Origin of the sequence: Burkholderia sp. S-53 (assembly GCF_025560745.1) — a bacterium.
Classification (GTDB): Bacteria; Pseudomonadota; Gammaproteobacteria; order Burkholderiales; family Burkholderiaceae; genus Burkholderia; species Burkholderia pyrrocinia.
Genome location: NZ_CP090483.1, coordinates 2,874,947 through 2,897,406, shown reverse-complemented (window position 1 = coordinate 2,897,406; position 22,460 = coordinate 2,874,947). Strand labels below are relative to the sequence as shown.

Sequence of the window (22,460 nt, the reverse complement as noted above, 5' to 3'; positions counted from 1 at the left end):
GGCGCGGCATGCGGTCCGTCAGCACATGCCGCCGTTGGCGCGCAGGATCTGGCCGTTGACCCACGCGCCGTCCGGGCCGGCGAGGAACGCGACGACGCCGGCGATGTCCGCGGGCTGGCCGAGCCGCTCCAGCGGATTCATCTTCGCCATCCGGTCGACGAGTTCGGGGCTCTTGCCCTGCAGGAACAGCTCGGTCGCGACCGGTCCCGGCGCGACCGCGTTCACGCTGATGCCGCGGCCGCGCATCTCCTGCGCGAGGACCTGCGTCAGGCCCTCGACGGCCGCCTTGGTCGCGATATAGACGCCGTAGGTCGGCAGGCGCATGCCGATCACGCTCGACGACAGGTTGACGATGCGGCCGCCGTCGCGCACGCGCTTCGCCGCCTCGCGGCTGACGTTGAACGTGCCCTTCAGGTTGATCGCGACGGTCTGGTCGAAGGCCGTGTCTTCGACGTCGGCGATGGCGGAGAGCATCATGACGCCCGCGCTGTTGACGACCACGTCGACGCGGCCGAACGCGAGCTCGGCCGCGTCGAACAACGCGGCGATCGCCGCCGGGTCCGCGACGTCCGCCTGCACCGCGACGGCTTCGCCGCCGGCGGCGACGATCGCGTCGACCACTTCCTGCGCGGGGCCGGCGCTGCCGGCATAGTTCACGACGACCCTGAAACCGTCCCGGGCGAGACGGCGGGCGATTTCCGCGCCGATGCCGCGTGATGAACCCGTGACGACGGCGACCTTTTCCGTTGTGCTCATGTCCTGCTCCTTGGTTCGTGAGTGCCGTGCGAGCCGGCGACAGGACCAATGTAGGCTTCCTCGATCAATAAAAATAATGAATAATGATCAGATCAAGAATGACTGAAAGTATGTCTCATGGCGTTCGACAGCAGGCTTCTCAGCGGTATCGGCGTGCTCTCGGCGGTGATCGAGGCCGGCACCTTCGCGCGCGCGGGCGAGGCGATGGGGTTGACGCAGCCGGCCGTGAGCCGCGCCGTCGCGCGGCTGGAGGAGCGCGTCGGCATCCGGATCTTCAACCGGACGGCGCGCGCGATCACGTTGACCGACGAAGGGCGGCGTTTTTACGAGGCGGTCGCGCCGCTGCTGGCCGGCATCGAGGAGGCGGCGGTCGACGCAGGCCGTTCCAGGGCGCGCGTCAGGGGGCGGCTGCGGGTCAACGTGGACGGCACCTTCGGCCACTACGTGCTCGCGCCGCGGATGGCGGAATTCCTCGACCGCTTCCCCGAACTGTCCGTCGAGATCAGCGTGCGCGACCGGATGGGCGATCTCGTCGCCGACGGCTTCGACGTGGCGGTGCGCTTCGGCATTCCGGAGCCGTCGTCATACCGCGCGCGGCTGCTGCTCGAGACGCGCGTGCTCACCTGCGCGTCGGCGGCCTATGTCGCGCGTCACGGCGAACCGCGGCATCCGCACGATCTCGCGGACGGGCATCGTTGCGTGCTGATCCGCGATCCGGTAACGGGGCGGCCGTTCGAATGGGTCTTCCATCGCGGCAACGAGGTGGTGCCGTTCGACGCCGGCGGCCGGCTGATGGTCAACGACACGGGCGCGCTGCTCGGCGCCTGCCTGGGCGGCGCGGGTGTCGCGCAGCTGCTGGAACTCTACGCGCGGGACATCGTCGCCGACGGGCGGCTGGTCCTGCTGCTGCCGGAGTGGGCGGACGAGACGTTCCCGCTTTATGCGTATCACCACGCGTCGAATCTCGTTTCCGCGAAGGTGCGGGTGTTTCTCGACTTCGTCCGCGAGCTGATGGCCTGAGCCTGCACGGCAAAAAGGCGGCCGGGCGGCCGTCGGGTCATTCGGTGCGATGCGGAATGTTGTCCGGGAACGGATAGGGCGCATGCGGCCCCGGCCAGTCGGGCACGGGTGGCGCGGTCAGCACGTCGCATCCGCCCAGCATGAGCGACAGAACCGCGGCGAGCACGCCGCGGCAGATCGGGCTTGAAATGTCGCGCGTGGACATGGCCTGCCTCCGTGCTGCGTTCCCTGATGCTTGGACCGCCGCGCGAGGGCATGCGTTGCGGGGCACGTTGCGTGCGGCAAAAACAAAAAACCCGCGAAGCGGTGAGCTTGCGCGGGTTTCGACAGGTGCAGCGCATCACGCTGCGAAATTCTGGTGCCCAGGGCCGGAATCGAACCGGCACGCCTTGCGGCGGGGGATTTTGAGTCCCCTGCGTCTACCAATTTCACCACCTGGGCTTGTTCCTGGCCGCGCATGCAATCGTGCGCGGCGAAACGCAGATTATGGCGGAAATCCGGATGCCGGGCAAGCCACCCCGTTGCCGGCGGTCGAGTTACTGGCTCAGGTAGACGAACCGGTCCTGCTTCACGATCCCCATCACGCTCGCGCGCTGGTCGAGCCCCACATGATCCTTGTCGCTGGAATTGACGACGCCGTTCGGCACCACGAGTTCGTGCGCGCGTTCGAGCTCGCGCCGCAGCGCCGCGCGAAACGCCGGCGTGCCGGGCTGCGCGGTCTTCAGCGCGCGGCCGACCGCGTCGGCGAGGCGCGGGTAGACGCCCGCCGCGTCGCCCGCGAACTGCGTGACGGTGCCGGCGCCGTACTTCGCCTCGTACGCGTCGACGAACGCGAGCGCGGCCTTGCGAGCCGGATGGTCGGCCGGCAGCGTGCGCGCGACGACGACCGGCTGGGTCGGGAACAGCGTTCCGTCGACGTCCTTGCCGCCGAGCTTGATGAATTCCGGCGTTGCGATCCCGTGCGTCTGGTAGATGGCGCCCTTGTAGCCGCGCTCGACCAGCGTGCGCTGTGGCAGCACGGCCGGCGTGCCCGAGCCCGCGATCAGGATCGCGTCGGGCTTCGCCGCGATCAGCTTCAGCGCCTGGCCCGTGACGCTCGCGTCGGTGCGGTTGAAGCGCTCGGTTGCGACGACGCGGATCTTGCGCAGGTCGGCGAAGCGCGTGAACTCGTTCAGCCAGCTGTCGCCGTAGCTGTCCGCGAAGCCGATGAAGCCGACCGTCTTCACGCCATGGTTCGCCATGTAGCGTGTCATCACGTCGGCCATCGCGCGGTCGCTCTGCGCCATCTTGAACGCCCAGGTCCGCGCGCCTTCCTGCGGCTCGACGATCGCGCCGGAGCCGACCAGCGTGATCATCGGTGTTTGCCCGGCGGCCACCGCGTCGAGCGCCGCGAGCGCGGCCGGCGTGATGTTCGGCCCGACCACGACGTCGACGTGATCCTCGTCGACCAGCTTGCGGATGTTGCGCACGGCGGTGCCCGGGTCGGACGCATCGTCGAGCACGGTCACCTGCACGGGCTGCCCGGCAATCGTCTTCGGCCACATCAGGATCGCGTTCTTGCTCGTGATGCCGATCGCGGCGGCCGGGCCGGTTGACGACAGGTCGACGCCGACCTTCAGGTCGGCATGCGCGGCCGTGCAGGCCAGCACGAGGGCGGCGCCGGCGGCGCGGCGCAACAGGGCGGGAAGCATCATGCGGGAATCTCCGTCGGGCAGCAAAAAGGGGCGCGATATGCGCCCCCTGTGTTTATACACGCCGGGCTCAAGAAAACACCGGGCCGCCCCAGGTTTTCTTGACCGCTTCGCGGGGCCTGGCGCGAAGCGACAGGCCGGGGGCGCTTACAGCTCGTACGATTCGGCTTCGCCCTTGAGCGCCTGCTCGATCAGCTTGCGGTTCAGCGTCGGCGACAGCAGTTCGACGAGCGTATACACATAGCTGCGCAGATAGGCGCCCTGCTTGAGCGCGACGCGCGTCACGTTGCTGCCGAACAGGTGGCCGACCGGGATCAGCCGCAGGTTGCGGTCGCGCTCGGGATTGAACGCGATGTCGGCCATGATCCCGACGCCGAGGCCGAGCTCCACATAGGTCTTGATCACGTCGGCGTCGATCGCCTCGAGCACGATGTCCGGCGACAGCCCGCGCAGCGCGAACGCCTGGTTGATCTTCTTGCGGCCCGCGAACGCGTCGTCGTACGTGATCAGCGGGTATTGCGCGAGATCGTCGAGCGACGGCGGCTTGCGTTCGAGCAGCGGATGATCGGCCGGCACGACGGCCGCGTGATGCCACTGGAAGCAGGGCAGCGACACGAGTTCCTTGTAGTCGGCGATCGCCTCGGTCGCGATCGCGAGATCGGCCTGGTCGTGGATCACCATCTCGGCCACCTGCGTCGGGCTGCCCTGCAGGATCGACAGGTGCACCTTCGGGAAGCGCTTCTTGAATTCGGCGATCGCGGCCGGCAGCGAGTAGCGGGCCTGCGTGTGGGTGGCCGCGATGGTCAGGTTGCCCTGGTCCTGCGCGGCATAATCTTTCCCGACCCTTTTAAGGCTTTCAACCTCCTGCAGGATCCGCTCGACCGACGCGAGGATGATCCTGCCCGGCTCGGTGAGCGAGCGCACGCGCTTGCCGTGCCGCGTGAAGATCTCCACGCCGAGCTCGTCCTCGAGCTCGATGATCGCCTTCGACACCCCCGGTTGCGACGTGTAGAGCGCCTTGGCGGCCTCGGTGAGGTTGAAATTCTGCCGGACTGCCTCGCGCACGAAGCGAAATTGGTGCAGGTTCATTTATAACCCTTCCGCATATCAACAGAATTTTTTAGTCGTTTGAAATATAAGGCGAGTTTATTACGATTCACCGGAGTTTTTCAAATATGGATATCTGTTTTCGTCATTAGCAATCCACCCGGCAGCGGATGGCCGGCGGCAGTGACGGTGGAACGGAGATTCGGGCGCGACGTGGCTAGGACGTCGCGCGGTCACCACGAAAACCCCTGGGGTCCCCGAATGTATCAGTACGACCAATACGACCAGACGATCGTCGACGAGCGTGTCGCGCAGTACCGCGATCAGGTGCGCCGCCGCCTGTCGGGCGAGCTGAGCGAAGACGAGTTCCGTCCGCTGCGTCTGCAGAACGGCCTGTACATGCAGCGCCACGCATACATGCACCGCATCGCGATTCCGTACGGCAACCTGCGCAGCGACCAGCTCCGGATGCTGGCGCGCATCGCCCGCGAGCACGACCGCGGCTATGGCCACTTCTCGACCCGCTCGAACATCCAGTTCAACTGGATCGAGCTGGAAGAAACGCCCGAGATCCTCGCGAAGCTCGCGTCGGTGCAGATGCACGCGATCCAGACGTCCGGCAACTGCATCCGCAACATCACGGCCGACCAGTTCGCGGGCGTCGCCCAGGACGAGGAGATCGATCCGCGTCCGTGGTCGGAGATCCTGCGCCAGTGGTCGACGTTCCATCCCGAATTCGCGTGGCTGCCGCGCAAGTTCAAGATCGCCGTGTCGGGCTCGAAGCACGACCGCGCGGCCGTGCAGATCCACGACCTCGGCGTGTACCTGAAGAAGAACGCGCAGGGCGAGGTGGTCGCGAGCATCCTCGCGGGCGGCGGCCTCGGCCGGACGCCGATCGTCGGCGCGGTGATCAAGGAAGACCTGCCGTGGCAGCACCTGCTCACGTACTGCGAAGCCGTGCTGCGCGTGTACAACCGCTACGGCCGCCGCGACAACCTGTACAAGGCCCGCATCAAGATCCTCGTGAAGGCGCTGTCGCCCGCGAAGTTCGCGCAGCAGGTCGAGGAAGAGTGGCAGCACCTGAAGGACGGCCCGTCGACGCTCACGCAGGCCGAACTCGACCGCGTATCGCAGTATTTCCAGCCGCCCGTCTACGAGAAGCTGGCCGACACCGACGCATCGTTCGAACAGCACCTGCTCGAGAACAAGGCGTTCGCGCGCTGGGTCGAGCGTAACGTCGCGCCGCACAAGGTGCCGGGCTACGCGGCCGTCACGCTGTCGCTGAAGGATCATCGCGTGGCCCCGGGCGACGCGACCGACCGGCAGATGGAACTGGTTGCCGACTGGGCCGACGCTTACTCGTTCGGCGAGCTGCGCGTGTCGCACGAGCAGAACCTGATCCTCGCGAACGTGAAGAAGCGCGACCTGTTCGCGGTGTGGGAAAAGGCGAAGGCGGCCGGTTTCGCGACGCCGAACATCGGCCTGCTGACCGACATCATCGCGTGCCCGGGCGGCGATTTCTGCTCGCTCGCGAACGCGAAGTCGATCCCGATCGCGCTGGCGATCCAGCAGCGTTTCGACGATCTCGACTACGTGTACGACCTCGGCGACCTGTCGCTGAACATTTCCGGTTGCATGAACTCGTGCGGCCATCACCACGTCGGCAACATCGGCATCCTCGGCGTCGACAAGGACGGTGCCGAGTGGTACCAGGTGTCGCTCGGCGGCGAGCAGGGCACGGGCCGTAACGGCGCGCGCCTCGGCCGTGTGATCGGGCCGTCGTTCTCGGCGGAAGAAGTGCCGGACGTGATCGCGAAGCTGATCGACACGTTCGTCGATGCACGCATCGACGGCGAGCGCTTCGTCGACACGTACGACCGCATCGGCATCGCGCCGTTCAAGGAGCGCGTGTATGCGGCGCGCCAGACGGTGAACGCGTAACCAACCGGGTAGAAGGAACTAGCAGATGGCTTCGATTATCAAGAACCGCGCAGTGATCGACGATGCATGGCAGGTCGTGCGCGCGGCGGAAGACGGTGCACTGCCCGCGGTCGACGCATTGCCGGCCGGCAAGGTGCTGGTGCCGTTCGCATTGTGGCAGGCCAAGCGCGCGGCGCTCGTCGCCGCGAAGACGAAGGACGAACTTGGCGTGTGGCTCGCGCCGGACAGCGAGCCGGCCGATCTCGTGGCCGATTTCGGTGCGATTTCGCTGATCGCCGTCGATTTCCCGCGCTTCGCGGACGGCCGCGGCTACAGCATCGGCCGCCTGCTGCGCGAGCGCCACGGCTGGAAGGGCGAGTTGCGTTCGATCGGCGATGTGCTGCGCGACCAGCTGCTGTACATGTCGCGTTGCGGCTTCGACGCGTTCGCGGTGCGCGCCGACAAGGACATCAACGACGCGCTGAATGCGTTCACGGAATTCACGCAGCGCTACCAGGGTGCGTTCGACGAGCCGGCGCCGCTGTTCCGCCGCCGCGCCGCCGCGGCCGACGCGAAGGTGGGCGCATGAGCACCGCGACCGCCACCGCGCTGACGCCGGAACTCGCCGCGAAGGTCGAGCGCCTCGACACGCTGCTCGCGCAGATCGGCGCACGTCACGAGAAGGTGAAGTTTGCGAGCAGCCTCGCCGCGGAAGACATGCTGCTCACGCATGCGATCCTGTCGAAGGGCGTGTCGATCGGCATCTTCTCGCTGAACACGGGCCGCCTGCACGCGGAGACGCTCGGCATGATCGACCGCGTGCGCGAGCGCTACGGCTACGAGATCGAGCAATTCCACCCGCAGCAGGATGCGGTCGACCAGTACGTCGCGGAGCACGGCCTGAACGCGTTCTACGAGAGCGTCGAGCTGCGCAAGTCGTGCTGTCACATCCGCAAGGTCGAGCCGCTGAACCGTGCGCTGGCCGACGTCGGCGCCTGGGTCACGGGCCAGCGCCGCGAGCAGTCGGTCACGCGTGCCGAGCTGCACGAGGAAGAACAGGACGAAGCGCGCGGGATCGCGAAGTACAACCCGCTCGCCGACTGGACGGAAGCCGACGTGTGGACGTACCTTGACGCGTTCGACGTGCCGGTCAACCCGCTGCATGCGCGCGGTTACCCGAGCATCGGCTGCGAGCCCTGTACGCGCGCGATCCGCCCCGGCGAGGACAGCCGTGCGGGCCGCTGGTGGTGGGAGTCGCGCGATACGAAGGAATGCGGGCTGCACATCACGATCACGCCGATTCCCGCGACCGCCGAAGCAGGCGCCGCGCACTGAACGCCTCACAAGACACTGAATATTGCGCCGCCTGCGACAGCGGGCGGCACGAACCCAGAAGAAGGACTGAAATCATGAGCACGACGCTCGAGCAATCCGCCTTTGCCCCGGCCACCGGCGGCGACAGCCGCATGGGCCACCTCGACTGGCTCGAAGCAGAGTCGATCCACATCCTGCGCGAACTGGTCGCCGAATGCAGCAAGCCGGCGCTGTTGTTCTCGGGCGGCAAGGATTCGGTCGTCGTGCTGCATCTGGCGCTGAAGGCGTTCGGCCTCGGCGCGAACCGCAAGACGTCGCTGCCGTTCCCGCTCGTGCACATCGACACGGGCCACAACTACGACGAAGTGATCGACTTCCGCGACCGCCGCGCGCAGGAGCTCGGCGCCGAGCTGGTCGTCGGCCACGTCGAGGATTCGATCAAGCGCGGCACGGTCGTGCTGCGCCGCGAAACCGATTCGCGCAACGCCGCGCAGGCCGTCACGCTGCTCGAGACGATCGAGCAGCACGGCTACACCGCGCTGATCGGCGGCGCGCGCCGCGACGAAGAGAAGGCACGTGCGAAGGAGCGCATCTTCTCGTTCCGCGACGAATTCGGCCAGTGGGACCCGAAGGCGCAGCGCCCCGAGCTGTGGAGCCTGTTCAACGCGCGACTGCATAAAGGCGAGCACCTGCGTGTATTCCCGATCTCGAACTGGACCGAGCTCGACGTGTGGCAGTACATCGCGCGCGAGAACCTCGAGCTGCCGTCGATCTATTACGCGCACGAGCGCGAGATCGTGCGCCGCAACGGGCTGCTCGTGCCGGTCACGCCGCTCACGCCGATGCGTGACGGCGAGACGAGCGAGGTCGCCCAGGTGCGCTTCCGCACGGTCGGCGACATCAGCTGCACGTGCCCGGTCGAGAGCGACGCGGACGACGTCGAGAAGATCATCGCCGAGACGGCGGTGACCGAGATCACCGAGCGCGGCGCCACCCGGATGGACGACCAGGCCTCCGAAGCCGCGATGGAACAGCGCAAGAAGCAAGGTTATTTCTGACGCACACGAGGACATTCACATCATGAGCATCATCGAAAATCACGAAGACCTCGGCGTGCTGCGCTTCATTACCGCAGGCAGCGTCGACGACGGCAAGAGCACGCTGATCGGCCGCCTGTTGTACGACAGCAAGGCCGTGCTGTCCGACCAGCTGTCCGCGCTGTCGCGCGCGAAGAACAAGCGCACGGTCGGCGACGAGCTCGACCTCGCGCTGCTGACCGACGGCCTGGAAGCCGAGCGCGAGCAGGGCATCACGATCGACGTCGCATACCGCTACTTCGCGACCGCGAAGCGCAAGTTCATCATCGCCGATACGCCGGGCCACGAGCAGTACACGCGCAACATGGTGACGGGTGCGTCGACGGCGCACGCGGCGATCATCCTGATCGACGCGACGCGCGTGACGGTCGAGAACGGCGTCGCGGACCTGCTGCCGCAGACCAAGCGCCACAGCGCGATCGTCAAGCTGCTCGCGCTGCAGCACGTGATCGTCGCGATCAACAAGATGGACCTCGTCGACTACAGCGAGGCGCGTTTCAACGAGATCCGCGACGCGTACGTCACGCTCGCGAAGCAGCTCGGCCTGACCGACGTGCGCTTCGTGCCGGTGTCGGCGCTGAAGGGCGACAACATCGTCGGTGCGAGCGAGCGCATGCCGTGGTACGCGGGCGAGCCGCTGCTCGACGTGCTCGAGTCGCTGCCGGTCGAGACGCAGGCGCATGACGCGCTGCGCTTCCCGGTGCAATGGGTCGCGCGCCAGGACGGCAGCTCGGCCGACGATTTCCGCGGCTACATGGGCCGTATCGAGTCGGGTGAAGTGAAGGTCGGCGACGAGATCGTCGTGCTGCCGTCGAACCGCACCGCGACGGTCGCCGAGATCGTCGCGCCGGTGCCGGGCGGCACCGCGTCGGTCCCGCACGCGTTCGCGGGCCAGACGGTGACGATTCGTCTCGAACAGGATATCGACGTGTCGCGCGGCGACATGTTCGTCACGACCGCCGAGCCGGTCGAGCCGGCCAAGAAGCTCGAGGCCGACCTGTGCTGGTTCGACGAAACGCCGCTGTCGCCGCAGCGCAAGTATCTGCTGAAGCAGACCACGAGCACGGTGTTCGCCAAGATCGGCGCGGTCAAGCAGGTGCTCGACGTGCATACGCTGTCGCACGCGACCGACCGTCACGAGCTGAAGATGAACGACATCGGCCGCGTCGCACTGACGCTGCAGAAGCCGATCGTCTGCGACACGTACGATGCGCATCCGGGCACGGGCGCGTTCGTGCTGATCGACGAGGCGACGCACCACACGGTCGCCGCCGGCATGATCCGGGCATTCTCGGCGTAATCGGCAAACCTCGCGGCAAGCCGCGCCGCCACGCGGCGGCGCGGGCCGCAGGACAAGCGAAGCGACAAACATGGGCAAGGTGTATCTGATCGGAGCGGGACCGGGCGCGGCGGACCTCATCACGGTGCGCGGCGCGCGGCTGCTGGCGCAGGCCGACGTCGTGCTGCACGACGCGCTCGTCGAGCCCGCGATGCTCGACTACGCGCCGAACGCGCGCAAGATTGCGGTCGGCAAGCGCTGCGGGCAGCGCTCGACCGCGCAGCACTTCATCAACAAGCAGATCGTCGATGCGGCGCGCGAGCATGCGTGCGTCGTGCGGCTGAAGGGCGGCGACCCGATGCTGTTCGGTCGCGCGGAAGAGGAAATGCGCGCGCTCGATGAGGCCGGCATCGACTACGAGGTCGTGCCGGGCATTACCGCGGCACTGGCCGGCGCGGCGACGCTGAAGCGTTCGCTGACGCTGCGCGGCGTGTCGCGCAGCGTCGCGTTCGCGACGCACAGCCGGGCGCCGGGCAGCGACGAGATCCGCGAAGCCGCGCGCGCCGATTCGATCGTCTACTACATGGGCCGCGACAGCGCGCCCGGCATTGCGCAGGAACTGATCGACGCCGGCCGTGCACCGGCGACGCCGGTGGCGATCGTCGAGGCGTGCAGCACCGCACGCGAACGCTCGCTGACGCTGACGCTCGCGCAGATGGCGGCGGGCGATGCGCAGGCGTGGCTCGATCCCGCGGAACCGAGCCTGCTGATGATCGGCGACGCGTTCGCCGAGCGCGCCCGGCACGCGAAAGCGGGCGATTCGCTGCGGGACGCGGCCTGAGCGGATTCCGGCTGGAGTCCGAAACGAAAAAAGCGCTGGCTTCATCTGCCAGCGCTTTTTTACTTGGGGCCGCCGTTTCGCTTACGCGTCGTCGCCGATCTGGTCGACGCAATAGCGTGCGACCGCGTCGAGCACGCCGTCGTCTTCGCCGACGGCCGTCGCGCAGCGGATCTCGACACCCGGATGCGCGGCGCGGCATTCGTCGATGAGTTGTGGCAGATCGCGGCGGACATGGCCGCCCTGGCCGAAGAACACCGGTATCACGGTGATGCGCGCGCAGCCGGCTGCGACTTGCGCGGCGACGGCTTCACCGAGCGACGGCGTCATCAGTTCGAGGAACGCGAGCGACACGTGCGACGCAGGGGAGCCGGCGCCGCGCAGCCGCGCGGCGAGCCGCTCGAACGGCTCGGCCCAGCGTGGATCGCGGGCGCCGTGGCCGAACAGGACGATGCCGAGCGAGCTCATGTCGAAATCTCCGTCGTGACGCGGCGCTCAGTGCCGGTCGACCCACTTGAGTGCGAACAGGCCGAGCGCGAGATAGATCAGGCCCGGCGTCGCTGCGGTGAGCGGTGCGGGCCACGTGTTCAGCGTGCCGATGTGCGAGAACAGCGTATTGAGCAACTGGAAGCTCATGCCGAGCATGATGCCGCCGAACACCTTCACGCCGACCACGCCCGCACGCGTGTGCAGGTACGCGAACGGCAGCGACAGCACGAGCATCACGAACACCGCGAACGGATACAGCAGCTTGCGCCACAGCGCGATGTCGTAGCGCTGCGTGTCCTGCTGGTTTTCGCGCAAGTGCTGGATGTAGCGGAACAGGTTGATGATCGACATGCGCTCCGGCGACACGAGCAGCACCGACAGGATCTGCGGCGTCAGGTCCGAACGCAGCCGGTATTCGGGCAGCGAGACCTGCTGCGACCGGTAGACGGGGTTCAGCGCGTCGGCCGGCTGGCCGCTGATCGGCTTGATCGGCGTGAGTTCCGTTTCGGTGACGCCCGTCAGCAGCCAGTGACCGGGCGGCTCGTAGCGGCCCGTCTGCGCGATCCGCAGGTTCTGCAGCTGGAATTTCGAGTCGAATTCGTAGATGCGTACGTTGCTGATTGTCGAGTCGGGCGACAGGCTGCCGACGTTGACGAAGCGCGTGACCTGTTCGCCGTTTTCGCGGGCCGCGAGCGTGTCCTTCACCCACACGCCCGACTGGAAGTTCGACGACACCGACGCGCCGAGCGCCTGCAGCCGCACGCGTTCGGACAACTGGTCGGCGTACGGGCCGACGAATTCGCCGATCAGGTAGGTGACGATCACGAGCGGCACGCCGATCTTCAGCAGCGAGCGCAGCGCCTGGTTGGTCGCGAGGCCCGACACGCGGAAGATCGTGAATTCCGAATTCGCGGCCATCTGCGCGAACACGTAGATCGCGCTGATCAGCGCGGCGACCGGGATGATCTCGTAGAAGCGCGACGGCGTCTGCAGCGCGACGCGCAGCACCGCGTAGCCGAACTTGTAGTTGCCGTGCCCGACCGAGTTCAGTTCGCTGATCAGGTCGAAGAAGAAGAACAGGCCCGAGAACGCGAACAGGATGAAGACGAACGTGACGTAGATCTGTCGCGCGAAGTACTTTTCATAGAGCCGCATCGATCATGCTCCCGAGCGGCCGAACAGCGCGCGTGTGAACAGCGGACGATTGCGCACGCGCAACCAGAAGATGACGGCGACGATCGCCGCGACGAGCGCGTGCAGGCCGACGAGGCCGACGCCGAACGACATCTTGCCCTGCTCGATCTGCGCCTGCACGACGTTAAGCAGGTTCGAGTACGTCAGGTAGATCAGCACGGCCATCACGAGGTTGATGGTGCGGCTGCGGCGCGGGTTCTGGTATGCGAGCGGGATGCCGAGCACCATCAGGTTGAGCGCGATCAACGGCAGCCCCGCGCGCCACGCGAATTCCGCGAGGTTGTCGCGCGTCGGCTTGCTCAGCAGGTCGAGCGTCGGCGTGCTGTTGGTTGTCGGCACGTTGACGACGGGCGTGCTGGTGATCTTCACGCCGTAGCGCTCGAACTCCATGATCTTGAAGTTCGGCTGGCCGGGCGTGCCGTCGTAGCGGCGGCCGTTTTCCAGGACGACGAAACGGCTGCCGTCCCGCGTTTCCGTGTGACCCGTCTGGGACACGACGACGTTGACCTTGCCGTTCTCGGTCGACGTCACGAACACGTTCTGCACCTTGCTCTGGTCGGGCGTCATCTTCTCGATGAAGAACACGCGATGGTTCGTGGCCGACTCGCGGAACTGGCCCGGCGCGAGCAGCGAGATCTCGTCGCGCTGCTGGAAGCGTGCCTTGATCATCTTGCTCTGCTGGTTCGACCACGGCCAGCCCACGAACGCGAAGAACGCGATCAGCAGGATGATCGGCGCGGCGAACATGCCGATCGGCTTGATGAGGCGCGTGAGGCTCACGCCCGACGCGAGCCACACCACCATTTCGGAGTCCCGGTACCACCGGGTCAGCACGAACAGGATCGACACGAACAGCGTGACGACGAGCATCACGGCGAGATAGCCGATCACGGTCAGGCCGATCAGCACGAGCACGTCGCGCGGATCGATTTCGCCGGACGCGGCGTAGCCGACGATGCGGATCATCATCGTCGTGAGCATGATCGTGAGCAGCACCATGAACACGGCGCCAGCCGTATACGCAAGCTCGCGCTGGAGGGAGCGTTCGAAGATCATTCTTGATGAGAAGAGGGCGGGAGGCTGCGCACGCGTGGTGGAGCGCTCGCGCCGCCACGGGAAAAATAGCGGATAATTGCGGCTTTCATCCTTAGCCCAGATTTTATCCGAGGACAAGCGCGATGGACTTTAGCATAAAAGGCTGTGATTGGAGCAAAGGCGAGGCCAAGGGGTTCCTGACCGGGAAGTCCGACTGCATCGTGCTCGGCATCTTCGAGGCGCAGACGCTTTCGGGCGCGGCGCTCGACATCGACACGGCCACCAAGGGACTGATTTCGCGCGTGGTGAAGGCCGGCGACATGGACGGCAAGCGCGGCAAGACGCTGTTCCTGCACGAAGTATCGGGCATCGGCGCGTCGCGCGTGCTGCTCGTCGGCCTCGGCAAGCAGGATGCTTTCAACCAGAAAGCCTATAACGACGCGGTCACGGCCGCCTGGCGCGCGCTGCTGGCCACCAAGGTGGTCCAGGTCACGTTCACGCTCGCGCAACTGCCGGTCGACGAGCGCAGCTCCGACTGGGGCGTGCGCGCGGCAATCCTCGCGCTGCGCAACGAGACCTACCGCTTCACGCAGATGAAGAGCAAGCCGGAACCGGCGTCGCACACGCTCAAGCGCGTCGTGTTCAGCGTCGATCCGTCGGACGAAAAGGCGGCGAAGGTCGCGGTCAAGCAGGCCGTCGCGCTCGCGAACGGGATGGATCTCACCCGTGACCTCGGCAACCTGCCCGGCAACGTCTGCACGCCGACTTATCTGGGCAACACCGCGAAGCAGATCGCGAAGGATTGGGGCCTGAAGGCCGAAGTGCTCGGGCTCAAGCAGATCCAGGCGCTTAAGATGGGCTCGTTCCTGTCGGTCGCGCGCGCGTCGGTCGAGCCGCCGCAGTTCATCGTGCTGCACTACCAGGGCGCCGCCGCGAAGGCCGCGCCGGTCGTGCTGGTCGGCAAGGGCATCACGTTCGATACGGGCGGCATCTCGCTGAAGCCGGGCGAGGGCATGGACGAGATGAAGTACGACATGTGCGGCGCCGGTTCCGTGCTCGGCACGATGCGTGCGGTCGCCGAAATGGGCCTGAAGATCAACGTCGTCGCGATCGTGCCGACCTGCGAGAACATGCCGGGCGGCAACGCGACGAAGCCGGGCGACATCGTCACGAGCATGAAGGGCCTGACGATCGAGGTGCTGAACACCGACGCCGAAGGCCGCCTGATCCTGTGCGACGCGCTCACGTATGCGGAGCGCTTCAAGCCGGCGGCGGTGATCGACGTCGCGACGCTGACGGGCGCGTGCGTGATCGCGCTCGGCGGCCACAACAGCGGCCTGTTCTCGAAGGACGACGCGCTCGCGGGCGAACTGCTCGACGCATCGCGCGAGGCGAACGACCCGGCGTGGCGCATGCCGCTCGACGACGAGTACCAGGATCAGCTGAAGTCGAACTTCGCGGACATCGCGAACATCGGCGGGCGTCCGGCCGGTGCCGTGACGGCCGCGTGCTTCCTGTCGCGCTTCACCGACAGCTATCCGTGGGCTCACCTCGACATCGCGGGTACCGCATGGAAGGGCGGTGCCGCGAAGGGCGCGACGGGCCGTCCGGTGCCGCTGCTCGCGCAGTTCCTGATCGACCGCGCCGGCCAGTGATGGCGGTGCTGACGACGATGCGGGTGCGCGGGCAATGACGCGAATCGACTTCCATTCGAACGTCGGCGATTCGCTCGCGTACGCATGCCGGCTGCTGCGCAAGGCCTATCAGGCCGGGCAGCCGGTCGTCGTGCTCGCCGAGCCCGCGCGGCTGCGCGCGCTCGACGAGCAGCTCTGGACGTTCTCGCCGCTCGATTTCATTCCGCATTGCGGCGTCGACAGCGAGCACGCGGCCGGCACGCCGATCGTGCTGGCTGCCGATCTCGACAAGGCGCCGCATCATCACGTGCTGCTGAACCTCGGCGCGGCGGTGCCTGCGCAGTTCGCCCGCTTCGAGCGCCTGCTCGAAGTGGTCGGCAATGCGCCGGACGAGCTGGCCGCGGGCCGCGACCGCTACCGCTTCTACCGCGATCGCGGATACGCGCTGAACAACTACAAGCAGGGCAGCTAGCCGCAACCGTCGACGGAGTGTTCCCGTGACACAAGCCGATTCATCCACGATCCCGACGCTGACCGACGTGCTGGTGCCGGGCAAGCCGGTTCCGGCGCGCTCGCCCGCGCCCGACGCGCCGCAGCCGCACGCCGGCGCGGCGATTCCGTTGTTGACCGACGTGATCGCTTCAACCGATTCCACGAAAACATACGCCGACCCCGATTTCGTCGTGATCGAACCCGTGCCGACGCTTCACGTGCCGGCGGTCGAGCTGCCGGGCGACGTGGCGACGGCTGCCGCGGCGGCGATGGGCGAGACCGATGCGCCGGCCGTACCCGGCGCTGCGGTGCATGTGGTCGCCGAGGACGCAGCGCCAATGAATGCACCGCTCCGGTCATCGCTGGGCGACGACGATGCGCCGCATGCGTTCGCTGCGGTTGCGCGCGATGCGGTCGGGCACGCATCTGAAACGGTCATGCCGGAGGCGGTCGTACCGGCCATGGTGCCGCAGCCGGATGTGCAGGCAGCCGTCGGGCTGACGCCTGAAGATGCGCAGCATATCGCCGAGCGGCTGCGCAACCGGCTGACGAGCTATCTGACCGGGGCAGGGCGCGAGGCCATCGAGGCCCGTTGCCGCGATGCGCTGCATGAGCATTCGGCCTGGCTGGTCGGCCAGGTCACGCGCGAGGTGGCGCTGACGCTGGAAACCGAGGTCATGGACTGGGTCCGTGACGCGGTCGACGAAGAGATCGCACGCCGCCGGGCCGGTCATTCGGGCTGACCGTCCGGCCGTTCGGCGACAGAAAACAGGGTGCGGTTTCAGCAAATACCGGCAAAGTTGCCGGCGAGGGGCAAGCCCGCCTTTCGGCAGCGCCCGGCTTAACGGTTAGCCCCGCCCCGGGCATCCGCTTCAATGCAGCGACAGCACCCATTGCGCGAGCGCGTGGGCTTCGGCGCTTGTCAGTTGCGTATTGGCGGGCATCGGCACACCGCCCCATACGCCGACGCTGCCTTTCACGATCGATTGGGCAAGGTAATCGACCGCGTCGCCGCGCGCCGCATACTTGCCGGCGATGTCGCGGAACGACGGGCCCATCAGCGGCTTGCCGATCGCGTGGCAGGCCATGCAGTTCTTGCGCTGCGCAAGCGCGAGCCCGTCGGCCTGTTCGGCGCGCGCCGCCACTGAGCCGCCGGTCAGCAGCGTCACGAGCAGGGCGCGCAATATCGTCTGTTTCATGCGGTTCTCCGCCGGCGGGGACGGCCGGCTTCATCGTCCGCGCATTATAAAAGCAAAGGGAACGCACGTTTTGCGCGTTCCCCCGGCGGCCCTTTCCATTGGGGTCGCATGGTGCGGCGATATCGCGTCAACCCGTGACGGCGCCCTTGTTCGCCGGCCGGGCGAGGGCCGCGAATTTCGCGAGCACGCCGCGCGTATAGCGCGGCGCCGGCTGTTTCCACGCGGCGCGACGGCGCGCGAGCTCGGCATCGTCGACGTTCAACTGCAGCAGCAGCCGGTGCGCATCGATCGTGATCGAGTCGCCCTCCTGCACGAGCGCGATCGTGCCGCCGACGAACGCCTCGGGCGCGACGTGGCCGACCACCATGCCCCACGTGCCGCCCGAGAAGCGCCCGTCCGTGATGAAGCCGACCGATTCGCCGAGCCCCTTGCCGATGATCGCGGACGTCGGCGCGAGCATTTCCGGCATGCCGGGGCCGCCCTGCGGGCCGAGGTAGCGCAGCACGAGGATGTCGCCTGCGCGGATCCGGTCGCCGAGGATCGCATCCATCGCACTCTGCTCGTCGTCGAACACGCGGGCCGGGCCCGTGATCACCGGGTTCTTCAGGCCGGTGATCTTCGCGACCGCGCCGTCTTCCGCGAGATTGCCTTTCAGGATCGCCAGGTGGCCTTCCTTGTACAGCGCGCGGTCGATCGGGAAGATCACGTCCTGGTCCGCGCGCGGCACGCTCGGCACGTCCTTCAGTTCGTCCGCGATCGTGCGGCCGGTGATCGTCATGCAGTCGCCGTGCAGCAGCCCCGCATCGAGCAGGATCTTCAGCACCTGCGGAATCCCGCCGGCCCGGTGCAGGTCGGTCGCGACGTACTGGCCCGACGGCTTCAGGTCGCAGATCACGGGCACGCGCTTGCGAATGCGCTCGAAGTCGTCGATCGTCCAGTCGACCTCGGCCGCATGCGCGATCGCGAGATAGTGCAGCACCGCATTGGTCGAGCCGCCGGTCGCCATGATTACCGACACCGCGTTTTCGATCGACGCCTTCGTGATGATGTCGCGCGGCTTCAGGTCGCGCTTCACGGCGGCGACGAGCACGCGTGCCGATTCGGCGGCCGAATCGACCTTCTCCTGGTCGGGGTTCGCCATCGTCGACGAGTACAGCAGCGACATCCCCAGCGCCTCGAACGACGAACTCATCGTGTTCGCGGTGTACATGCCGCCGCACGAACCCGACGTCGGGCACGCGTTCTGCTCGACGCCTTCGAAATCCTCCTGCGACATCCGGCCCGCGGTGAATTCGCCGACGGCCTCGAACGACGACACGATCGTCAGATCCTTGCCTTTCCAGTGGCCGGGGCGGATCGTGCCGCCGTACACGTAGATGCCCGGCACGTTCAGGCGCGCGAGCGCGATCATGCCGCCCGGCATGTTCTTGTCGCAGCCGCCGACGACGACCACGCCGTCCATCCATTGCCCCTGCACGCAGGTCTCGATGCAGTCGGCGATCACCTCGCGCGACACGAGCGAGTACTTCATGCCCTCGGTGCCCATCGACATGCCGTCCGAAATCGTCGGCGTGCCGAAGATCTGCGGGTTCGCGCCGGACGCCTTCACGGCCTCGACGGCCGCGTCCGACAGGCGCTGCAGGCCGGAATTGCACGGCGTGATTGTCGAATGGCCGTTCGCGATGCCGACCATCGGCTTGTCGAAATCGTCCTTCTGGTAGCCGAGTGCGTAATACATCGAGCGATTCGGCGAACGGGCCACGCCTTGCGTGATGTGCTTCGAGCGACGGTTGTACGACATGGGGGACTCCATCGTTGTCTGGGCGACGCCCGTGTGCGGCGTGCCGGTTCGGATGAAACAAGAATGGAGTTTCCGGATTGGGATGTCCAATATATTATTTGTCGCTTATTAAGTCGTTTTGCGAATGAGTGACGCATGGCCGATCCGACACCCGACCTGCGCCAGTGGCGCTATTTCATGACCGTTGCCGACGAGCGTCATTTCGGCCGCGCGGCCGAGCGCCTGTCGATGACGCAGCCGCCGCTGTCGCAGGCGATCCGGGCGCTCGAGGATGCGCTCGGCGTCGCGCTGTTCGTGCGGACCAAGCGCTCGGTCGCGTTGACGGCGGTGGGTGCGGCGCTGTTGCCCGACGTGCGTCGGCTGCTTGCGTCGGCCGACGCGCTGCCGCCGCTCGCGCGGCGGCTTGCGCGCGGCGAGGCCGGCTCGCTGTCGCTCGCGTTCGTGTCGACCGCCGATTACGGACTGCTGCCGTCGCTGTTGCGCGCGTTCGGTGCGCGTTATCCACAGGTGCGCCTGCAGCTTGCGGAGGCGACGAGCGACGTGCAGATCGACGAACTCGTCGCCGGCCGCATCGATGCCGGGCTCGTCATTCCGCCGGTGCCGCCGCGTCACGCGGCCGGGCTGTCGTACCTGCCCGTCGTGCGCGAGCCGCTGGTGGTCGCGATGCCGGCAGCAACGTCCGATGCGCCCGAGGACGAGCCCGTGCATCTCGCCGATGTCGCCGCATTGCCGCTCGTGATCTTTCCGCGTCGTTTGGCGCCCGGCTTTTATGACATCATTACGGGCTGCTACGGCGCGGCGGGGGAAACTCCGCGCATCGGCCAGGAGGCGGTCCAGATGCAGACGATCGTCAGCCTCGTGTCGGCCGGCATGGGCGTCGCACTGGTGCCGCAATCGCTGCGTAACCTGCGGCGCACCGGCGTGGTCTACCGGCCGCTCGCCGGTCATGCGCCGGTCGTCGAGACAGGCCTCGTGTGGCGCACGGGCGACGTGAGTCCCGTGCTCGCCGGCTTCATCGACGTCGTGCGTGCGCAGGGCGTTGCCGCGTGACGTGAACGATGGTGCACCGGTGCCGTCCAATGCGCGGTGCTGCGCGTTCGCGATCGCCGTACCGCATTCGAAAACTTCTTCGCTAACCCATGATCATTCACCCGAATTTCGACCCCGTTGCGATCCATCTCGGGCCGCTGGCCGTGCGCTGGTACGGCCTCATGTATCTCGTCGGCTTCATCGCGGCGATCGTCGTCGGCCGGATCCGCCTGAAGCTGCCGCACGTTGCGGCGCAGGGCTGGACCGCGAAGGACATCGACGACATGATGTTCTACGGCGTGCTCGGCACCGTGCTCGGCGGCCGGCTCGGCTATGTGCTGTTCTACAAGGCCGATTTCTACTTCTCGCATCCGCTCGACGTGTTCAAGGTGTGGGAAGGCGGCATGTCGTTTCACGGCGGCTTCCTCGGCGTGACGCTCGCGATGGTGCTGTTCGCGTGGCAGCGCAAGCGCCACTGGCTGCAGGTCACCGATTTCGTCGCGCCGATGGTGCCGACGGGGCTCGCGGCCGGGCGGCTCGGCAACTTCATCAACGGCGAGCTGTGGGGCCGCGTGACCGATCCGACGGCGCCGTGGGCGATGCTGTTCCCGGGCGCGATGCGCGACGATGCGGCCTGGCTGCCGAAACATCCGGCGCTCGTCGAGAAGTGGCATCTCGCCGACGTGTTCATGCAATACCAGATGCTGCCGCGCCATCCTTCGCAGCTCTATGAAATCGCGCTCGAAGGCATCGCGCTGTTCTTCGCGCTGTTCTTCTTCTCGCGCAAGTCGCGGCCGATGGGCGCCGTGTCCGCGCTGTTCCTGATCGGCTACGGCCTCGCGCGCTTCACGGTCGAGTTCGCGCGCGAGCCCGACGACTTCCTCGGCCTGCTTGCGCTCGGCCTGTCGATGGGGCAGTGGCTGTCGCTGCCGATGATCCTCGCGGGCGTCGCGCTGATGGTCTGGGCGTATCGCCGTCGCGCGGCGAATGCGGCTGCGTGATGCGATACCGATGCGCGCGCAACCGGTGCGTGCATCGTCAACCCGCTTGCAAATAAGAAACGCCGGCCCTCGGGCCGGCGTTTTGCGTTTCTGACAGCCGCGCGTTGCGCGTTACTTCATCTGCACCGAACCGTTGACGGTGACCGACACGGTGGCCTTGCCGCCTTCGACCGCGATCGGGGCGCTCATCTTCGCGCTGTCCATCGGCGCTGCAGCCATCGCCATCATGCGCGGATACGGCTGCACGTTGCGGCCGCTGCCGACGTTGACATCGCGGATCGTGTAGCTGCTGTAGCCGAACGCCTTCGCGGCTTCGTCCGCGCGGGCGCGGAACGACTTGATCGCTTCGGTCGTGAGCTTCTGCTCGGCCGTGCGCTGCGCTTCGGGCGACAGCGAGAACTCGACGTTCGCAACCTGCATCAGGTTCGACAACTGGCCTGCAAGCTTCGACGCCGCGGCGAAATCGCGCGATTCGAGTGCGACCTCGGTACGGCCGCGCCATGCGGAGATCTTCCCGTCGCGATCGGTGCTCGGATACACGGAGAATGCGCCCGTGTGCGCGGTGACGCCCGAGACGCCCTTCGCCTGCGACAGCGCGGCATCGGCACGCTGGTTCAGCGCGGACGTGAGGCTGCCCGGATCCTTGGCCTGCTGTTCGTAGAACAGCGTGATGTGGATGATGTCCTGCGGCACGTCGGCGCTGGCCTGCGACGAAAGCGACAGCACGCCCGCCGGTTCCGGAAAGTGCGGGTTCGCGGTCTGCGCGTGCGCGGCGGGCGACGCGAGCGTCAGCGCGACGGGAACGGCGGCGGCGAGGGCGAGCGACAGCGCGAGTGCGGATTTCTTGGTCATTGTTGGACTCCTGGTGCGAGGGCGCGCACGCGGATCACGCGTGCACGACGCGGGCGTACCGCGCAACGAAAAAAAACGGCCGGCCCGATAGGCCGACAGCGGTTGCTTAGGCTGCGCGAAAGGCCCGCGAGTTCCGCGGCGGCCGCGCGTGCTGACCAGATTTGACCTTTGGTGTGTGCCTACTGCGTGCGCTGCGTGCGCCTACTTCATCAGCTTTTCGGTGATGAACCGCCATTCGGCACGCGTGACGGGCGTGATCGACAGCCGGTTGCCGCGCGCGAGCACGCGCATGTCGGCGAGTTCGTCGTGTTCGCGCAGTGCGTTGAGCGGCACGAGCGGCGACTTTTTCACATAGCGCACGTCGACGAGCAGCCAGCGCGGTGCTTCCTGTGTCGACTTCGGGTCGTAATAGGGGCTTTTCGGATCGAACTGCGTGGGATCGGGGTAGGGCGTCGACGACACTTCGGCGAGGCCTGCGATGCCCGGCTCGGGGCAGCTCGAGTGATAGAACAGCACGCCGTCGCCGATCTTCATCGTGTCGCGCATGAAATTGCGCGCCTGATAGTTACGCACACCGGTCCACGGCAGCGAGCGCTGCGGTGCGTTGGCGAGATCGTCGATGCTTGCTTCGTCCGGTTCGGACTTCATCAGCCAGTATTGCATGGATCGTGATCGACGCAGCAGGAGGCATGATCGCCTATATGCATGCGCGTTTCGCATGCAAACAGACCCTGAAAAAGGAAACGGCACCGGGACTCGCCCGATGCCGTTG

At 66.9% G+C, this 22,460-nt stretch carries 23 protein-coding genes and 1 tRNA gene; 12 read left to right on the top strand and 12 right to left on the bottom strand.

What is annotated here, in order from left to right:
- Nucleotides 1-18 precede the first annotated feature (18 nt).
- A complete protein-coding gene (locus LXM88_RS18465; RefSeq protein WP_262535648.1) occupies nt 19-756 on the bottom strand; it encodes an SDR family oxidoreductase in 738 nt (245 codons plus the stop codon).
- 117 nt (nt 757-873) lie between these two features.
- Between LXM88_RS18465 and LXM88_RS18460 the strand changes: the two genes are divergently transcribed.
- Nucleotides 874-1,776, top strand: a complete 903-nt coding sequence (locus tag LXM88_RS18460; RefSeq protein ID WP_262535646.1) for a LysR family transcriptional regulator — start codon at nt 874-876, stop codon at nt 1,774-1,776.
- A 37-nt stretch (nt 1,777-1,813) separates the two neighbouring features.
- On the opposite strand, the gene LXM88_RS18455 is transcribed toward LXM88_RS18460, so the two are convergent.
- The 4 genes from LXM88_RS18455 to LXM88_RS18440 form a co-directional block, all read right to left on the bottom strand.
- Nucleotides 1,814-1,981 (bottom strand): hypothetical protein, encoded by a 168-nt coding sequence (locus tag LXM88_RS18455; RefSeq protein WP_262535644.1) that lies wholly within the window; start codon nt 1,979-1,981, stop codon nt 1,814-1,816.
- Between the two features lie 151 nt (nt 1,982-2,132).
- A tRNA-Leu gene (locus LXM88_RS18450) sits at nt 2,133-2,217 on the bottom strand.
- A 95-nt stretch (nt 2,218-2,312) separates the two neighbouring features.
- Nucleotides 2,313-3,470, bottom strand: coding sequence for an ABC transporter substrate-binding protein (locus LXM88_RS18445; RefSeq protein ID WP_262535642.1), 1,158 nt, complete (start codon nt 3,468-3,470; stop codon nt 2,313-2,315).
- Nucleotides 3,471-3,614: 144 nt separating this feature from the next.
- Complete coding sequence (locus LXM88_RS18440) at nt 3,615-4,556, bottom strand: CysB family HTH-type transcriptional regulator (protein ID WP_047898798.1); 942 nt, start codon at nt 4,554-4,556, stop codon at nt 3,615-3,617.
- 219 nt (nt 4,557-4,775) lie between these two features.
- Between LXM88_RS18440 and LXM88_RS18435 the strand changes: the two genes are divergently transcribed.
- The 6 genes from LXM88_RS18435 to cobA all read left to right on the top strand — a co-directional run bounded on the left by LXM88_RS18435 (nt 4,776) and on the right by cobA (nt 10,965).
- Nucleotides 4,776-6,455: a nitrite/sulfite reductase gene (locus tag LXM88_RS18435; protein ID WP_262535640.1), complete on the top strand. Its 1,680-nt coding sequence runs from the start codon at nt 4,776-4,778 to the stop codon at nt 6,453-6,455.
- A 25-nt stretch (nt 6,456-6,480) separates the two neighbouring features.
- Nucleotides 6,481-7,023 (top strand): DUF934 domain-containing protein, encoded by a 543-nt coding sequence (locus LXM88_RS18430; protein WP_262535639.1) that lies wholly within the window; start codon nt 6,481-6,483, stop codon nt 7,021-7,023.
- Nucleotides 7,020-7,769 (top strand): phosphoadenylyl-sulfate reductase, encoded by a 750-nt coding sequence (locus LXM88_RS18425; protein ID WP_262535637.1) that lies wholly within the window; start codon nt 7,020-7,022, stop codon nt 7,767-7,769. Before LXM88_RS18430 ends, LXM88_RS18425 begins: the two co-directional genes overlap by 4 nt.
- 74 nt (nt 7,770-7,843) lie before the next feature.
- On the top strand, nt 7,844-8,806 hold the full coding sequence (gene cysD / locus LXM88_RS18420) for a sulfate adenylyltransferase subunit CysD (protein WP_262535636.1): 963 nt from the start codon (nt 7,844-7,846) through the stop codon (nt 8,804-8,806).
- Between the two features lie 22 nt (nt 8,807-8,828).
- Nucleotides 8,829-10,145: a sulfate adenylyltransferase subunit 1 gene (locus LXM88_RS18415; protein ID WP_262535634.1), complete on the top strand. Its 1,317-nt coding sequence runs from the start codon at nt 8,829-8,831 to the stop codon at nt 10,143-10,145.
- A 70-nt stretch (nt 10,146-10,215) separates the two neighbouring features.
- On the top strand, nt 10,216-10,965 hold the full coding sequence (cobA, locus tag LXM88_RS18410; protein ID WP_262535632.1) for a uroporphyrinogen-III C-methyltransferase: 750 nt from the start codon (nt 10,216-10,218) through the stop codon (nt 10,963-10,965).
- Between the two features lie 81 nt (nt 10,966-11,046).
- Here cobA and LXM88_RS18405 read toward each other — a convergent pair whose 3' ends face one another.
- From LXM88_RS18405 to lptF, 3 genes are read right to left on the bottom strand one after another with little or no spacing between them, the layout of a single operon-like run.
- Nucleotides 11,047-11,430 carry a sirohydrochlorin chelatase gene (locus tag LXM88_RS18405; protein WP_262535630.1) on the bottom strand — a complete coding sequence of 128 codons (384 nt, stop codon included), beginning with the start codon at nt 11,428-11,430 and terminating at the stop codon, nt 11,047-11,049.
- Between the two features lie 27 nt (nt 11,431-11,457).
- On the bottom strand, nt 11,458-12,606 hold the full coding sequence (gene lptG, locus LXM88_RS18400; RefSeq protein WP_262535628.1) for an LPS export ABC transporter permease LptG: 1,149 nt from the start codon (nt 12,604-12,606) through the stop codon (nt 11,458-11,460).
- 3 nt (nt 12,607-12,609) lie between these two features.
- A complete protein-coding gene (gene lptF / locus LXM88_RS18395; protein WP_262535626.1) occupies nt 12,610-13,701 on the bottom strand; it encodes an LPS export ABC transporter permease LptF in 1,092 nt (363 codons plus the stop codon).
- Between the two features lie 122 nt (nt 13,702-13,823).
- On the opposite strand from lptF, the gene LXM88_RS18390 reads away from it, so the two are divergent.
- The 3 genes from LXM88_RS18390 to LXM88_RS18380 are packed head-to-tail and all read left to right on the top strand — an operon-like array spanning nt 13,824 to nt 16,549.
- Complete coding sequence (locus tag LXM88_RS18390) at nt 13,824-15,335, top strand: leucyl aminopeptidase (RefSeq protein WP_262535624.1); 1,512 nt, start codon at nt 13,824-13,826, stop codon at nt 15,333-15,335.
- 34 nt (nt 15,336-15,369) lie between these two features.
- A complete protein-coding gene (locus tag LXM88_RS18385; protein WP_262535623.1) occupies nt 15,370-15,786 on the top strand; it encodes a DNA polymerase III subunit chi in 417 nt (138 codons plus the stop codon).
- Between the two features lie 25 nt (nt 15,787-15,811).
- Nucleotides 15,812-16,549, top strand: a complete 738-nt coding sequence (locus LXM88_RS18380) for a DUF2486 family protein (RefSeq protein WP_262535622.1) — start codon at nt 15,812-15,814, stop codon at nt 16,547-16,549.
- A 129-nt stretch (nt 16,550-16,678) separates the two neighbouring features.
- Here the strand turns inward: LXM88_RS18380 and LXM88_RS18375 are convergent, their stop codons facing one another.
- Nucleotides 16,679-17,005 carry a c-type cytochrome gene (locus LXM88_RS18375; RefSeq protein ID WP_262535621.1) on the bottom strand — a complete coding sequence of 109 codons (327 nt, stop codon included), beginning with the start codon at nt 17,003-17,005 and terminating at the stop codon, nt 16,679-16,681.
- A 127-nt stretch (nt 17,006-17,132) separates the two neighbouring features.
- Nucleotides 17,133-18,806: a dihydroxy-acid dehydratase gene (gene ilvD, locus LXM88_RS18370; RefSeq protein WP_262535620.1), complete on the bottom strand. Its 1,674-nt coding sequence runs from the start codon at nt 18,804-18,806 to the stop codon at nt 17,133-17,135.
- Nucleotides 18,807-18,941: 135 nt separating this feature from the next.
- On the opposite strand from ilvD, the gene LXM88_RS18365 reads away from it, so the two are divergent.
- Nucleotides 18,942-19,856, top strand: coding sequence for a LysR substrate-binding domain-containing protein (locus LXM88_RS18365; RefSeq protein WP_262535619.1), 915 nt, complete (start codon nt 18,942-18,944; stop codon nt 19,854-19,856).
- A gap of 89 nt (nt 19,857-19,945) precedes the next feature.
- Complete coding sequence (gene lgt, locus LXM88_RS18360) at nt 19,946-20,836, top strand: prolipoprotein diacylglyceryl transferase (protein WP_262535618.1); 891 nt, start codon at nt 19,946-19,948, stop codon at nt 20,834-20,836.
- A gap of 111 nt (nt 20,837-20,947) precedes the next feature.
- Here lgt and LXM88_RS18355 read toward each other — a convergent pair whose 3' ends face one another.
- Together LXM88_RS18355 and LXM88_RS18350 are read right to left on the bottom strand one after the other, a co-directional pair.
- Entirely contained in the window at nt 20,948-21,688 is a 741-nt protein-coding gene (locus LXM88_RS18355) for an SIMPL domain-containing protein (RefSeq protein ID WP_072443552.1), read from the bottom strand.
- A 201-nt stretch (nt 21,689-21,889) separates the two neighbouring features.
- A complete protein-coding gene (locus tag LXM88_RS18350) occupies nt 21,890-22,351 on the bottom strand; it encodes an EVE domain-containing protein (RefSeq protein ID WP_262535616.1) in 462 nt (153 codons plus the stop codon).
- Nucleotides 22,352-22,460 lie beyond the last annotated feature (109 nt).

Bases quoted from the DNA above. Each gene is read 5' to 3' on its own strand.
- lgt (WP_262535618.1), top strand. From the start codon at position 19,946: ATGATCATTCACCCGAATTTCGACCCCGTTGCGATCCATCTCGGGCCG.
- LXM88_RS18415 (WP_262535634.1), top strand. From the start codon at position 8,829: ATGAGCATCATCGAAAATCACGAAGACCTCGGCGTGCTGCGCTTCATT.
- LXM88_RS18435 (WP_262535640.1), top strand. From the start codon at position 4,776: ATGTATCAGTACGACCAATACGACCAGACGATCGTCGACGAGCGTGTC.
- lptF (WP_262535626.1), bottom strand. From the start codon at position 13,701: ATGATCTTCGAACGCTCCCTCCAGCGCGAGCTTGCGTATACGGCTGGC.
- LXM88_RS18440 (WP_047898798.1), bottom strand. From the start codon at position 4,556: ATGAACCTGCACCAATTTCGCTTCGTGCGCGAGGCAGTCCGGCAGAAT.
- LXM88_RS18425 (WP_262535637.1), top strand. From the start codon at position 7,020: ATGAGCACCGCGACCGCCACCGCGCTGACGCCGGAACTCGCCGCGAAG.
- LXM88_RS18460 (WP_262535646.1), top strand. From the start codon at position 874: ATGGCGTTCGACAGCAGGCTTCTCAGCGGTATCGGCGTGCTCTCGGCG.
- LXM88_RS18445 (WP_262535642.1), bottom strand. From the start codon at position 3,470: ATGATGCTTCCCGCCCTGTTGCGCCGCGCCGCCGGCGCCGCCCTCGTG.
- ilvD (WP_262535620.1), bottom strand. From the start codon at position 18,806: ATGTCGTACAACCGTCGCTCGAAGCACATCACGCAAGGCGTGGCCCGT.
- LXM88_RS18385 (WP_262535623.1), top strand. From the start codon at position 15,370: ATGACGCGAATCGACTTCCATTCGAACGTCGGCGATTCGCTCGCGTAC.
- LXM88_RS18365 (WP_262535619.1), top strand. From the start codon at position 18,942: ATGGCCGATCCGACACCCGACCTGCGCCAGTGGCGCTATTTCATGACC.
- LXM88_RS18355 (WP_072443552.1), bottom strand. From the start codon at position 21,688: ATGACCAAGAAATCCGCACTCGCGCTGTCGCTCGCCCTCGCCGCCGCC.
- LXM88_RS18390 (WP_262535624.1), top strand. From the start codon at position 13,824: ATGGACTTTAGCATAAAAGGCTGTGATTGGAGCAAAGGCGAGGCCAAG.
- cobA (WP_262535632.1), top strand. From the start codon at position 10,216: ATGGGCAAGGTGTATCTGATCGGAGCGGGACCGGGCGCGGCGGACCTC.
- LXM88_RS18455 (WP_262535644.1), bottom strand. From the start codon at position 1,981: ATGTCCACGCGCGACATTTCAAGCCCGATCTGCCGCGGCGTGCTCGCC.
- LXM88_RS18465 (WP_262535648.1), bottom strand. From the start codon at position 756: ATGAGCACAACGGAAAAGGTCGCCGTCGTCACGGGTTCATCACGCGGC.
- LXM88_RS18350 (WP_262535616.1), bottom strand. From the start codon at position 22,351: ATGCAATACTGGCTGATGAAGTCCGAACCGGACGAAGCAAGCATCGAC.
- LXM88_RS18430 (WP_262535639.1), top strand. From the start codon at position 6,481: ATGGCTTCGATTATCAAGAACCGCGCAGTGATCGACGATGCATGGCAG.
- LXM88_RS18375 (WP_262535621.1), bottom strand. From the start codon at position 17,005: ATGAAACAGACGATATTGCGCGCCCTGCTCGTGACGCTGCTGACCGGC.
- LXM88_RS18405 (WP_262535630.1), bottom strand. From the start codon at position 11,430: ATGAGCTCGCTCGGCATCGTCCTGTTCGGCCACGGCGCCCGCGATCCA.
- cysD (WP_262535636.1), top strand. From the start codon at position 7,844: ATGAGCACGACGCTCGAGCAATCCGCCTTTGCCCCGGCCACCGGCGGC.
- lptG (WP_262535628.1), bottom strand. From the start codon at position 12,606: ATGCGGCTCTATGAAAAGTACTTCGCGCGACAGATCTACGTCACGTTC.